The sequence below is a fragment of the Streptomyces sp. NPDC016469 genome (assembly GCF_040632905.1).
In the GTDB taxonomy this organism is placed as follows: Bacteria; Actinomycetota; Actinomycetes; order Streptomycetales; family Streptomycetaceae; genus Streptomyces.
Genome location: NZ_JBEYCQ010000064.1, coordinates 1 through 11,912, shown reverse-complemented (window position 1 = coordinate 11,912; position 11,912 = coordinate 1). Strand labels below are relative to the sequence as shown.

The following is an 11,912-nucleotide window of genomic DNA, read 5'->3' as shown; positions in this document are numbered from 1 at the left end:
TCGGCGTAGACGGCCACGCTGCCGATACCCGCGTCCCGGCAGGCCCGGGCAACACGGACAGCGATTTCGCCACGATTGGCGATGAGCACCTTGCGCACGATGGCTCCCTCCTTGAAACAAGCTGAGTTTAGGGACTACCGACACGGTCCTACGACCCGTCCCCAATGGTGAGCTTGCCCACACGGAGTGTGATTCGAGGTGTGCTCGAGTCGCGAAATCCCTTGTGCCACCACGGTACGCCGGGTTCTGAACCCGCACAGTAGCGACCAGGTGTGGTCCAGGTCTCTATCGGCACGGGCAGCGACTTACGGTAATTCTTTGTGGAGTTCCCACTAAGGGGTGGGCAATTCTTTGCCCGACCCACGAAAGCCCGGAGAGGCGGGGGCGCGTCCGGGTTGCGCACGGCCCTTGTCGTGGCCATTACCCGTTAGTAGGGTCCGCGCTATTGCACGTACTGCTGGTAACAGGGGGTGAGTGTCGTGGTGCGCAGGCTGGTGGCCTTCTTGGCCGCGCTCGTCTTGGCCGTGGAAGCCGTGGGCATCGTGATCATCAACGTGGTCCTGGGCACGGTCGTGAAGAACCAGGACATGTCACTCGCCGGTACGGATCCCGGGGCGATGTCCAAGGGCACCTGGGTGCTCGGCGGGGTCTCCGGGCTCTTCCTGCTCCTGTGCGCCGTACTCCTCGTGCTGACGGGCGCCCGCGACCGGGCTCCGGGGCGCGTCGCCCGGATCGTGCTGATCTGCTGCGCGGTCGTCCACGGCGTGCTCGGCGCGCTGACGGTCGGACTCGTCGGCTGGGCGGCGTTCGCCTGGATGATGGTGGTGCTCGGCCTGATCGTGCTCGCCCTGGTGGCGTACGGGCCCGAGACGGCCGGGCCCGAGCCGGAGCCCGAGCCGGCCTGACGCCTCTAGGTCCAGAGGTCGGTGACCGCGATCCCCAGTTCGCCCAGCAGGCGGCGCAGCAGCGGCAGCGAGAGCCCGATGACGTTGCCCGGGTCGCCCTCGATGGAGTCCACGAACGGCGCCGAGCGCCCGTCCAGGGTGAAGGCCCCCGCCACGTGCAGCGGTTCGCCGGAGGCCACGTAGGCGGCGATCTCGGCGTCCGTCGGCTCCCCGAAGCGCACCGTGGTGGACGCCGTCCGCGAGACCGTGCGGCCGGTCGTGGTGTCCGTCAGGCTGTGCCCGGTCCGCAGGATTCCGGCGCGGCCGCGCATCGACTTCCAGCGGGCGGTGGCTTCCTCGGCGTCGGCCGGCTTGCCGAGCGCCTGTCCGTCGAGCTCCAGCACCGAGTCGCAGCCGATGACCAGGGCGCCGGCCGCCTCGGGGAGCGCGGCGACGACGGCCGCCTTGGCCTCGGCGAGGACGAGGGCGAGTTCGGCGGGGGTGTCGGCGGTGAGGGCGTCCTCGTCGACGCCGCTGACGATGACCTCGGGGGCGATGCCCGCTTGGCGCAGGAGGCCGAGGCGGGCCGGGGAGGCGGAGGCGAGTACGAGGCGGCGGGGTGCGGTCATGCGCGCCATCGTACGGACGCGGGCCGTTTCGGGGGCGCCGCCCCCGGACCCCCGCTCCTCAATCGCCGGAGGGGCTTGGTTTGGCCGGAGGGGCTTGATTTCGTCTCAGCGCGTGCCCAGGACGAACATCGCGACGACCATCGCCAGGGCCAGGATCAGTCCCGCTCGGCGCATCATCGTCTCCGCGTCGCGGAGTTCCTTGGGGGGCTTGTTCTCGGGGTCGGACCAGAGCATGCTTCGATCCTGCTGCGGGGGCCTCGGGCGGCGCCTGAGTACGCGTACTCAACCGCCGCCCCACGCGTCACCAGCGGTTACGCGGGCCAGTACGTACGGGCCCAGGCGCGCGGGCCCGGCAGGTGGCGGCCGCGCCGGGCCAGGCGGCTCGGGTGGGACCAGCCGGCCGGCGGCTCCGGGGTGCCGGACCGCGCGGCGGACACCGCGGCGGCACGTGCCTGGACGACCGCGAGCGCGGCGGCCAGTTCCTCCGGGGTCGGGTTGCCCCGTACGACCTTGATCATGGCCAGGACCCTTTCTAGAGGGGGATGTTGCCGTGCTTCTTGGGCGGCAGCGCCTCACGCTTGGTACGGAGCTGGCGCAGGCCCTTGACCACGTGTGCCCGGGTGTCGGACGGCATGATCACCGCGTCCACGTATCCGCGTTCTGCCGCCACGTACGGGTTGAGGAGCGTGTCCTCGTAGTCCGCGATCAGTTCGGCGCGCGTGGCCTCCTGGTCCTCTGCGGCGGCGATCGTCCGGCGGTGCAGGATGTTCACCGCGCCCTGCGCGCCCATGACGGCGATCTGCGCGGTCGGCCAGGCGAGGTTGATGTCGGCGCCCAGGTGCTTGGAGCCCATGACGTCGTACGCGCCGCCGAACGCCTTGCGCGTGATCACCGTGATCAGCGGGACCGTCGCCTCCGCGTACGCGTAGATCAGCTTGGCGCCGCGCCGGATGATGCCGCCGTACTCCTGGTCGACGCCCGGAAGGAAGCCCGGCACGTCCACGAAGGTCAGCACCGGCACGTTGAACGCGTCGCAGGTGCGGACGAAGCGGGCCGCCTTCTCGCTCGCGTTGATGTCCAGACAGCCGGCGAACTGCATCGGCTGGTTGGCGACGATGCCGACCGGGTAGCCCTCGACGCGGCCGAAGCCGGTGATGATGTTCGGCGCGAACAGGGCCTGGGTCTCCAGGAACTCGCCGTCGTCCAGCACGTGCTCGATCGCGGTGTGCATGTCGTACGGCTGGTTCGCCGAGTCCGGGATCAGCGTGTCGAGCTCGCGGTCCTCGTCGCCGACCGTCAGGTCCGCCTCCTCCGGGAAGGCCGGGGCCTCCGAGAGGTTGTTCGACGGCAGGTAGGACAGCAGCGACTTGACGTACTCGATGGCGTCCTTCTCGTCGCCCGCCATGTGGTGCGCGACGCCCGAGGTGGTGTTGTGCGTACGGGCTCCGCCCAGTTCCTCGAAGCCGACGTCCTCGCCCGTGACCGTCTTGATGACGTCGGGGCCCGTGATGAACATGTGCGAGGTCTGGTCGACCATCACCGTGAAGTCGGTGATCGCGGGGGAGTACACCGCGCCGCCCGCGCACGGGCCGACGATCAGCGAGATCTGCGGGATGACGCCCGAGGCGTGCACATTGCGCCGGAAGATCTCCGCGAAGAGCCCCAGCGCCGCGACGCCCTCCTGGATGCGGGCGCCGCCGCCGTCGTTGATGCCGATGACCGGGCAGCCGGTCTTCAGCGCGAAGTCCATCACCTTGACGATCTTCTCACCGTAGACCTCGCCCAGCGAGCCGCCGAAGATGGTGAAGTCCTGCGAGTACACGCAGACGGGACGGCCGTCGACCGTGCCGTAGCCGGTGACGACGCCGTCCCCGTACGGCCGGTTCTTCTCGATGCCGAAGTTGGTCGAGCGGTGCCGGGCGAACTCGTCGAGCTCCACGAAGGAACCCTCGTCGAGCAGGAGGCCGACGCGCTCGCGCGCCGTCAGCTTGCCCTTCGCGTGCTGCTTCTCCACCGCGCGCGCCGACCCGGCGTGGGTCGCCTCGTCGATACGGCGCTGCAGGTCCGCGAGCTTGCCCGCGGTCGTGTGGATGTCGGTCTCTTCCGGCTCGGACATCGGGTGGCGGCTCCCTGCCTGGTCACGGGGACGACTTGGCTGCTGATCTGCTGGCGACCAGCTACTGAGCCGTAGCGTATCGGCGCGGATACGGTTCGGCAGTGCGTCCTTTGACACACCTAGGGTGGCTTGCATGACACCTTCGGATGCGCCACAGAGCCGTTGGTCGGACCTGGACCGGCCGCCCCTCAACGTCCCCGCGCTGCGCCGCGGACTGCTGCGGCCGGGCTCGCTGTGGACCGCCCTGGACGTGGTCGGTTCCACCGGCTCCACCAACACCGACCTCGCCGCGCGCGCGGCGGGCCTCACCGAGGGCACGGTCCTCGTCGCCGAGGAGCAGACCGCCGGCCGGGGGCGCCTGGAGCGCACCTGGACCGCCCCGGCCCGCTCCGGCCTGTTCTTCTCCGTCTACCTGACCCCGGGGGACGTGCCCGCCGAGCGCTGGGGCTGGCTGCCGCTGCTCACCGGCGTCGCCGCCGCGACCGGCCTCGCGCGCGCGGCGGGCGTCGACATGGCCCTGAAGTGGCCCAACGACCTCCTGGTCACCATCCCCAAGGACTCCGACAAGCTCCGTCCAGGGGAGACCCCATCCGGCGAGGAGCGCAAGACCGGCGGCATCCTCGCCGAGCGCGCCGGCGACGGCGTCGTCATCGGCATCGGCCTCAACGTCTCGCTGCGCGCCGACGAACTCCCCGCCCCCACCGCCGCGTCCCTCGCCCTGGCCGGCGCGGTCTCCACCGACCGCGAGACGCTGCTGCGGGGCGTCCTGCGCTCGATCGAGCACTGGTACGGGCTCTGGCGCGACGCGGACGGCGACGCGGCCGCGAGCGGGGTGCAGGAGGCGTACGCGGCGGGCTGCGCGACCCTCGGCAAGGCCGTACGGGCCCAGCTGCCCGGCGACCGCACGCTCACCGGCGAGGCCGTCGCCGTCGACGGGGACGGGCGGCTCGTCCTGTCCACCGGCGACGGACTGCGCGAACCGGTCTCCGCGGGCGACATCGTGCACCTCCGGGGCGTGGCGGGCGGCCTGACCTGACCCCCGGGTCCTGCCTCGCGCCCTGAGGACGTGAGGTAGGGCACACCTGCCGTATCGTTGAGGTGATCCACCGACGGACAGATCGGCAGGGCAGTGCGCAGGGAACGGGCAGGAGGCGGCTGGTGACCGTCGACGACACGACCTCCGGCGATGGCGCGCAGCAGTCGTCACCGGACTCCTCGGTGCACGCCACACCGCACCACGAAGTCGACCACACGGCCGAGCCGACCGACGACCCCCTCGCGATCCGGCTCGAACAGCTGATCCTGGGCGCCGACCGCCGCTACACGCCGTTCCAGGCGGCCCGCACGGCCGGCGTCTCGATGGACCTGGCCTCCCGCTTCTGGCGGGCCATGGGCTTCGCGGACATCGGGCAGGCCAAGGCGCTCACCGAGGCCGACGTGCTGGCCCTGCGGCGGCTCTCCGGTCTCGTGGAGGCCGGGCTGCTCAGCGAGCCGATGGCGATCCAGGTCGCCCGGTCGACCGGGCAGACCACCGCCCGACTGGCCGAATGGCAGATCGACTCCTTCCTGGAGGGCCTGACCGAGCCCCCGGAACCGGGCATGACCCGCACCGAGGTCACGTACCCCCTGGTCGAACTGCTCCTGCCCGAGCTGGAGGAGTTCCTGGTGTACGTGTGGCGGCGCCAGCTCGCCGCCGCCACGGGCCGGGTCGTGCAGGCGGCCGACGACGACGAGATGGTCGACCGGCGCCTCGCCGTGGGCTTCGCGGACCTCGTCGGTTTCACCCGGCTCACCCGCCGCCTGGAGGAGGAGGAGCTCGGCGAGCTGGTCGAGTCCTTCGAGACCACCTGCGCCGACCTGGTCGCGGCGCACGGCGGGCGGCTCATCAAGACCCTCGGCGACGAGGTCCTGTTCGCCGCAGACGACGCGGGGACCGCGGCCGAGATCGCGCTGCGCCTCGTGGAGGCGATGACCGTGGACGAGACCATGCCGGCGCTCCGGGTCGGCATCGCCTTCGGCACGGTCACCACCCGGATGGGCGATGTCTTCGGCACGACGGTGAACCTGGCCAGCCGGCTGACCTCGATAGCGCCGAAGGACGCGGTGCTGGTCGACGGGGCGTTCGCCGAGGAGCTGACGCGTACGGGCGACGCCCCGGTGTCCGAGGCGCGGGCGGCGGAGGAGGCCGCGGCGGCGGCCGAGCGGGCCGAGCAGGAGGGTCCGGACGCCGAGGTGGTCCCGGTGCCGAAGTACCGCTACGGCCTCCAGCCGATGTGGCAGCGCCCGGTCCGCGGCCTCGGCGTGGTCGAGCCCTGGCTGCTGGCCCGGCGCGGTTCCTGAACCGGCGCGGCCCGACCTGTTTCGGACACCCTTTCGGGGGAGAGTTCTAGGATCCCTTCGGTAACGCTCGTTAACCGACAGGGGTGCAGCCATGACCGTCACGTCCGAGCAGCGGTTCGGGGAGTTCGTCGTCGTCCGGGCCCACGAGGGGCTCGATCACGTCGCCGAGCTGGTTCTCGACCGGCCTAAGGCCATGAACGCGGTGTCCACGGACATGGCCCGCTCGATCGCCGCCGCCTGTGACAAGCTCGCCGCCGACCGGGACGTGCGCGTCACCGTTCTGACCTCCAGCCATGAGCGGGCGTTCTGCGTGGGCGCGGACCTCAAGGAGCGCAACTCCTTCAGCGACGCCGACCTGGTGCGCCAGCGGCCCACCGCGCGCGCCGCCTACACCGGTGTGCTGGAGCTGCCCATGCCGACGATCGCCGCCGTGCACGGCTTCGCCCTCGGCGGCGGCTTCGAACTGGCGCTGTCCTGCGACCTGATCGTCGCCGATCCGACCGCCCTGGTGGGCCTGCCCGAGGTCTCCGTCGGCGTCATCCCGGGGGGCGGCGGCACTCAGCTGCTGCCCCGCAGGGTCGGGGCCGCGCGCGCCGCGGAGCTGATCTTCAGCGCCCGCCGGGTGCCGGGTCCCGAGGCCCGGGAGCTGGGCCTGGTGGACGAACTGGTGGCGGAGGGCGAGGACCGGGCCGAGGCGCTGGCCCTGGCCGGCCGGATCGCCGCGAACTCGCCGGTCGGGCTGCGGGCGGCGAAGCGGGCGCTGCGGCTCGGGCACGGGCTCGACCTGCGGGCGGGCCTGGAGGTCGAGGACTCCGCGTGGCGGTCGGTGGCCTTCTCCGGGGACCGGGCGGAGGGCGTGGCCGCCTTCAACGAGAAGCGGAAGGCGAACTGGCCGGGGGAGTGACCCTGAGTGCTCGTTCCCGGCCGGAACGATCACGCTCCGGAGTCGCCGAGTGATCGTCGGAGTCATATCGCCCTAAACTGGCGCAATGGGTGGTGATGACGCACGACTGCGCGCCGTGGTCTCGCTGGCGCAGACGATGGCCGCGGCGCAGACGCCCCGGGGGTGCTGGCGAGCGGCCGCCCTGGGGGCCTGCGAGGCGCTGGGCGGCGGCTTCGCCGCGCTCTCGGTCTGGGAGCGCGACCGGGGCCGGCTGAGGGTCCTGGTCAACGCGGGTGAGCGGGCCGAGGGCGAGGAGGAGTTCCCCGAGGAGGAGGTCTACCCGGTCCACCGCTTCCCGGAGATCACCGAGTTCCTGCACGAGCGGTGGGCCGGGGGCGGCGAGCCGGACGCCTGGGTGGAGACCGCCGAGGGCCCGGTGGACGGCGAGCCGGGCGAGGAGCCGGCGGCCAGTGCGCACGGGTACGGGCCCGGCTACTGCCACCAGCGGGTCGCGGCGCTGCGCCGGCGCGGGCGGGGGTGCTGTGTGGTCGCGCCGATCGTGCTGCACGGGCGGGCCTGGGGCGAGCTGTACGTGGCACGGCCGGTGGGCGAACCGGTCTTCGGGCGGGCGGACGCCGACTTCGCGACGGTGCTGGCCGCCGTGGTGGCCGCCGGGCTCGCCCAGACCGAGCGCCTGGAGGAGGTCCGCAAGCTGGCCTTCACGGACCCGCTGACCGGCCTGGCCAACCGCAGGGCCGTCGACGTGCGGCTCGACGAGGCGCTGGAGCGGCACCGGGCGGACGGTGCGGTGGTGAGCCTGGTCGTCTGCGACCTGAACGGGCTGAAGTGGGTCAACGACACCCATGGCCACGCGGTGGGCGACCGGCTGCTGGAACGTTTCGGCTCGGTGCTGTCCCGGTGCGGGGCCATACTGCCCGGCGCGCTGGCGGCCCGGCTGGGCGGCGACGAGTTCTGCCTGCTCTCGGTGGGCCCCGGGGCCGACGAGGTGGTCACCGTCGCCACCGAACTGTGCGAGCGGGCGGCCGGTCTCGAGTTCGGCAACGGGGTCGCCTGCGGGATCGCGTCCACCGGTGACGACATCGGCCCGGTGGTCTCGGCCCGGCGGCTGTTCCGGCTGGCGGACGCGGCGCAGTACCGGGCGAAGGCGGCCCGCTCGGCGCGCCCGGTGGTGGCGGGGCGCGACGACGAGGTCATCCGGCTGGCGGACTCCCCGCCGAAGTCCCCGCACGACCGCCGCCGCCTGCGCGGCAACCCGCCCGAGCACTGACCCGTACGGCCGGCATCCGCGTAAGGGGCCAACCCGCCGACCACTGGTGACATGAAGGGTTTCAATCCGTACGCTGCTGAATATGGATATGCATACAGTCGTGGTGGGGACGTCCGGTACCACTGCTCAGGACGTCATCGCCGTGGCCCGCGGCAACGCCCGTGTCGAGCTCTCCGCCGCCGCGGTGGCCGCGCTGGCCGCCGCGCGCGAGATCGTGGACGCGCTCGCCGCCAAGCCCGAGCCGGTCTACGGCGTCTCGACCGGATTCGGCGCCCTGGCCAGCCGGCACATCAGCCCGGAGCTGCGCGCACAGCTCCAGCGCAACATCGTCCGCTCGCACGCCGCCGGCATGGGCCCGCGCGTCGAGCGCGAGGTCGTCCGGGCGCTGATGTTCCTCCGGCTGAAGACGGTCGCCTCCGGTCACACCGGCGTACGGCCCGAGGTCGCGCAGACCATGGCCGACGTGCTGAACGCCGGGATCACCCCCGTCGTCCACGAGTACGGTTCGCTCGGCTGCTCCGGCGACCTGGCGCCCCTGTCGCACTGCGCGCTCACCCTGATGGGCGAGGGCGACGCGGAGGGCCCCGACGGCACCGTCCGTCCGGCCGGCGAACTGCTCGCCGCGCACGGCATCGCCCCGGTCGAGCTGCGCGAGAAGGAGGGCCTGGCCCTCCTCAACGGCACCGACGGCATGCTCGGCATGCTGATCATGGCCCTTGCCGATCTGCGGACGCTCTACACCTCGGCCGACATCACCGCCGCCCTCTCCCTGGAGGCGCTGCTCGGCACGGACAAGGTCCTCGCCCCCGAGCTGCACGCCATCCGCCCGCACCCCGGCCAGGGCGCCAGCGCGGACAACATGCTGCGGGTGCTCGCGGGGTCCGGCCTCACCGGTCACCATCAGGACGACGCGCCACGGGTCCAGGACGCCTACTCGGTGCGGTGCGCGCCGCAGGTCAACGGGGCGGGCCGGGACACCCTCGCGTACGCCGCGACCGTCGCCGACCGCGAGCTGGCCGCCGCCGTGGACAACCCGGTGGTGCTTCCGGACGGGCGCGTCGAGTCCAACGGCAACTTCCACGGGGCGCCCGTCGCGTACGTCCTGGACTTCCTGGCCATCGCCGCCGCGGACCTGGGCTCCATCACCGAGCGCCGGACCGACCGGCTCCTCGACAAGAACCGTTCGCACGGGCTGCCGCCGTTCCTGGCCGACGACGCGGGCGTCGACTCCGGCCTGATGATCGCCCAGTACACCCAGGCCGCCCTGGTCAGCGAGATGAAGCGGCTCGCCGTCCCGGCCTCCGCCGACTCCATCCCGTCCTCCGCGATGCAGGAGGACCACGTCTCCATGGGCTGGTCGGCCGCGCGCAAGCTGCGTACCGCCGTCGGCAACCTCGCCCGGATCGTCGCCGTCGAGCTGTACGCGGCGACCCGCGCGGTCGAGCTGCGCGCCCAGCAGGGGCTGAGCCCGGCCCCCGCCACGCGCGCCGTCATCGAGGCTCTGCGGGCCGCCGGTGTCGAGGGCCCGGGCCCCGACCGCTTCCTGTCGCCGGACCTGGCGGCAGCCGACGCCTTCGTCCGGGCGGGCGGACTGGTCTCGGCGGTCGAGCCGGTCACCGGGCCGCTGGCCTGACCGGGCGCTCCCGGGATTCGTACGGCTCAAGAGCCCGGGATTCATACGGCTCAGAAAAGGGGAAGCGGCCACCGGACCGGGTCCGGTGGCCGCTTCCCCGTACCGGCGCGTGCGAACCGTCCCCGCGCGTTCAGTTCTCGATGACCGTGCCGGTCTCCGCGAGCCCGGCGGACCCCGCGTCGTCGCCGGCCGTCGTCGCGCCGCTGCCCACCGCTCCGGGCGCGGCGCCCGTATCGCCCGTGGCGTCGGCCGACGGGACGAACCACAGGGCGCACAGCAGTGCCCCCGCGGCGGTGGCGGTCAGGAGCGGGCGGTGGGCGATGGCCACGGAATCGGTCTCCCTTGCGACGGCCGGAAGTCCGGCTCGTCCCGATGCTAGGGCCGTCATTCGGATCACGCCAGGGCCACGGGGAAGGCATGGCGGCAGGGCCGCCGGGGAACGCGTGCACGGCGGGGGGCGCCACCGGCGTCCCGCACAATGGGAGGGAGGGCGACGGCTGCGGCGGCCCGGAGCGACGGGTGCGACCTGCGGGAACACAGGCCCTGCCCGCTCGTGGCGGACCGGAGCCGGTCCGTGTCGCGGACGCGGGAACCGCCGCCCCCGGCACGGCGTCGAAGAGTGGTGTTCCCCACACATTCGACGGACGTGGAACGGGGATCCCGTACAAGGGGTTCTTGGAACATTGACGGGGTTTCGTCGTTGGGCGGCCTTGTTCGGGGTTTTTGGGGATTTCGGCAACGATGGAGAAGCGTGTGATGACGGACAGCAAGCGGCGCAAGGGCCTGATGGCCGCGTCCGCACTGCTCGGCGGCGTACTGGTGCTTTCCGCCTGCGACGACGGCGGCGACAAGGGCGGTCCGAGCCCCGAGAGCTCGAAGTCCCAGGCGGCCGACGTCGACAAGGCGGCGGCCCAGGAGACCTCGGAGGCGCAGATAACGATCGCGCCCAAGAACGGCGCGACCAACGCGAGCATCAACAACGCCGCCAAGGTCACCGTCGCCAAGGGCAAGCTGACCGCCGTCACCATGACCACGGCCGACGGGAAGAGCGTCAAGGGCACCCTCTCCGCCGACGGCACGAGCTGGAAGCCCGACGTCCAGCTGGAGCGCTCGACCACGTACAAGATCAACGCGACGGCGAAGGACGCCAAGGGCCGCGAGGCCCACGAGAACTCCTCCTTCACCACGGTCTCGCCCGCCAACAGCTTCATCGGGAACTTCACCCCCGAGGACGGCTCCACGGTCGGCGTCGGCATGCCCGTCTCGATCAACTTCAACAAGCCGATCACCGACACCAAGGCCGTCCAGAACGGCATCAAGGTGACGTCCAGCAGCGGCCAGGAGGTCGTCGGCCACTGGTTCAACAACCAGCGCCTCGACCTGCGCCCCGAGAACTACTGGCAGGCCGGCTCGACCGTCACCCTGAAGCTGTCCCTGGACGGCGTCGAGGGCGCGGACGGCGTCTACGGCGTGCAGCAGAAGACGGTCACCTTCAAGGTCGGCCGCGCCCAGGTCTCCACGGTGGACGCCAAGACGCACATGATGACCGTCACCCGGGACGGCAAGACGATCAAGACCATCCCGATCTCCTCGGGCTCGCCCGACAACCCCACGTACAACGGCCAGATGGTGATCTCCGAGAAGTACAAGGAGACCCGGATGAACGGCGCCACCGTCGGCTTCACGGACGACGACGGCAAGGGTGAGTACGACATCAAGGACGTGCCGCACGCCATGCGGCTGTCCACGTCGGGCACCTTCATCCACGGCAACTACTGGGGCAAGGGCATCTTCGGCAAGGCCAACACCAGCCACGGCTGCGTCGGCCTGGAGGACGCCAAGGGCGCCGGCGACCCCAACACGCCCGCTGCCTGGTTCTACAACAACTCCATGGTCGGTGACGTCGTCATCGTCAAGAACTCCCCGGACAAGACGATCCAGCCCTCCAACGGCCTCAACGGCTGGAACCTCAGCTGGGCCGAGTGGACGGCGGGCAACACCGCCTGACCGGCCCGCCCGGCCGAACCCCACCCCGTACGCCGAAGGCGGCGGCACCGGAGTCCGGTGCCGCCGCCAAGTCCCTCTGCCGCACCTGTCCGCTTGTCGAGGCGTGCCTCGCCGGCGCCAAGGAGCGCCGCG

The 11,912-nt window shown here is 72.0% G+C and carries 13 protein-coding genes and 1 pseudogene; 8 read left to right on the top strand and 6 right to left on the bottom strand.

Features of this window, described 5'->3' with window-relative positions:
- Positions 1 to 98, bottom strand: a 98-nt coding sequence (locus tag ABZ565_RS34845; protein WP_281179312.1) for a biotin carboxylase N-terminal domain-containing protein, incomplete at its 3' end; no start/stop codon positions are given.
- A gap of 372 nt (positions 99 to 470) precedes the next feature.
- On the opposite strand from ABZ565_RS34845, the gene ABZ565_RS34840 reads away from it, so the two are divergent.
- Positions 471 to 905 (top strand): hypothetical protein, encoded by a 435-nt coding sequence (locus ABZ565_RS34840; RefSeq protein WP_361036213.1) that lies wholly within the window; start codon positions 471 to 473, stop codon positions 903 to 905.
- 5 nt (positions 906 to 910) lie between these two features.
- Here ABZ565_RS34840 and ABZ565_RS34835 read toward each other — a convergent pair whose 3' ends face one another.
- From ABZ565_RS34835 to ABZ565_RS34820, 4 genes are all read right to left on the bottom strand, one after another.
- Positions 911 to 1,522 (bottom strand): nucleoside triphosphate pyrophosphatase, encoded by a 612-nt coding sequence (locus ABZ565_RS34835; protein WP_361036210.1) that lies wholly within the window; start codon positions 1,520 to 1,522, stop codon positions 911 to 913.
- A 96-nt stretch (positions 1,523 to 1,618) separates the two neighbouring features.
- On the bottom strand, positions 1,619 to 1,747 hold the full coding sequence (locus ABZ565_RS34830) for a hypothetical protein (RefSeq protein WP_018101029.1): 129 nt from the start codon (positions 1,745 to 1,747) through the stop codon (positions 1,619 to 1,621).
- A gap of 77 nt (positions 1,748 to 1,824) precedes the next feature.
- Positions 1,825 to 2,031, bottom strand: coding sequence for an acyl-CoA carboxylase epsilon subunit (locus ABZ565_RS34825; protein ID WP_361036207.1), 207 nt, complete (start codon positions 2,029 to 2,031; stop codon positions 1,825 to 1,827).
- A 14-nt stretch (positions 2,032 to 2,045) separates the two neighbouring features.
- Positions 2,046 to 3,629: an acyl-CoA carboxylase subunit beta gene (locus ABZ565_RS34820; RefSeq protein ID WP_361036204.1), complete on the bottom strand. Its 1,584-nt coding sequence runs from the start codon at positions 3,627 to 3,629 to the stop codon at positions 2,046 to 2,048.
- 133 nt (positions 3,630 to 3,762) lie between these two features.
- Between ABZ565_RS34820 and ABZ565_RS34815 the strand changes: the two genes are divergently transcribed.
- The 5 genes from ABZ565_RS34815 (at position 3,763) to hutH (ending at position 9,773) form a co-directional block, all read left to right on the top strand.
- Positions 3,763 to 4,665 carry a biotin--[acetyl-CoA-carboxylase] ligase gene (locus ABZ565_RS34815; RefSeq protein ID WP_361036201.1) on the top strand — a complete coding sequence of 301 codons (903 nt, stop codon included), beginning with the start codon at positions 3,763 to 3,765 and terminating at the stop codon, positions 4,663 to 4,665.
- 122 nt (positions 4,666 to 4,787) lie between these two features.
- Complete coding sequence (locus ABZ565_RS34810; protein WP_361036198.1) at positions 4,788 to 5,969, top strand: adenylate/guanylate cyclase domain-containing protein; 1,182 nt, start codon at positions 4,788 to 4,790, stop codon at positions 5,967 to 5,969.
- A 91-nt stretch (positions 5,970 to 6,060) separates the two neighbouring features.
- A complete protein-coding gene (locus tag ABZ565_RS34805; protein ID WP_361036195.1) occupies positions 6,061 to 6,873 on the top strand; it encodes an enoyl-CoA hydratase-related protein in 813 nt (270 codons plus the stop codon).
- Between the two features lie 85 nt (positions 6,874 to 6,958).
- Positions 6,959 to 8,140, top strand: coding sequence for a GGDEF domain-containing protein (locus ABZ565_RS34800; protein ID WP_361036192.1), 1,182 nt, complete (start codon positions 6,959 to 6,961; stop codon positions 8,138 to 8,140).
- Positions 8,141 to 8,228: 88 nt separating this feature from the next.
- Complete coding sequence (gene hutH / locus ABZ565_RS34795; protein WP_361036216.1) at positions 8,229 to 9,773, top strand: histidine ammonia-lyase; 1,545 nt, start codon at positions 8,229 to 8,231, stop codon at positions 9,771 to 9,773.
- 130 nt (positions 9,774 to 9,903) lie between these two features.
- Here the strand turns inward: hutH and ABZ565_RS34790 are convergent, their stop codons facing one another.
- Complete coding sequence (locus ABZ565_RS34790; RefSeq protein ID WP_361036189.1) at positions 9,904 to 10,101, bottom strand: hypothetical protein; 198 nt, start codon at positions 10,099 to 10,101, stop codon at positions 9,904 to 9,906.
- A 428-nt stretch (positions 10,102 to 10,529) separates the two neighbouring features.
- Between ABZ565_RS34790 and ABZ565_RS34785 the strand changes: the two genes are divergently transcribed.
- Together ABZ565_RS34785 and ABZ565_RS34780 are read left to right on the top strand one after the other, a co-directional pair.
- Positions 10,530 to 11,780, top strand: coding sequence for an Ig-like domain-containing protein (locus ABZ565_RS34785; RefSeq protein ID WP_361036186.1), 1,251 nt, complete (start codon positions 10,530 to 10,532; stop codon positions 11,778 to 11,780).
- A gap of 65 nt (positions 11,781 to 11,845) precedes the next feature.
- A pseudogene (locus ABZ565_RS34780) lies at positions 11,846 to 11,912 on the top strand (WhiB family transcriptional regulator); the annotation flags it as partial.

Coding starts and splice junctions, on each gene's coding strand:
- ABZ565_RS34800 (WP_361036192.1), top strand. CDS start 6,959: ATGGGTGGTGATGACGCACGACTGCGCGCCGTGGTCTCGCTGGCGCAG.
- ABZ565_RS34805 (WP_361036195.1), top strand. CDS start 6,061: ATGACCGTCACGTCCGAGCAGCGGTTCGGGGAGTTCGTCGTCGTCCGG.
- ABZ565_RS34825 (WP_361036207.1), bottom strand. CDS start 2,031: ATGATCAAGGTCGTACGGGGCAACCCGACCCCGGAGGAACTGGCCGCC.
- ABZ565_RS34830 (WP_018101029.1), bottom strand. CDS start 1,747: ATGCTCTGGTCCGACCCCGAGAACAAGCCCCCCAAGGAACTCCGCGAC.
- ABZ565_RS34820 (WP_361036204.1), bottom strand. CDS start 3,629: ATGTCCGAGCCGGAAGAGACCGACATCCACACGACCGCGGGCAAGCTC.
- ABZ565_RS34815 (WP_361036201.1), top strand. CDS start 3,763: ATGACACCTTCGGATGCGCCACAGAGCCGTTGGTCGGACCTGGACCGG.
- ABZ565_RS34785 (WP_361036186.1), top strand. CDS start 10,530: ATGACGGACAGCAAGCGGCGCAAGGGCCTGATGGCCGCGTCCGCACTG.
- hutH (WP_361036216.1), top strand. CDS start 8,229: ATGCATACAGTCGTGGTGGGGACGTCCGGTACCACTGCTCAGGACGTC.
- ABZ565_RS34835 (WP_361036210.1), bottom strand. CDS start 1,522: ATGGCGCGCATGACCGCACCCCGCCGCCTCGTACTCGCCTCCGCCTCC.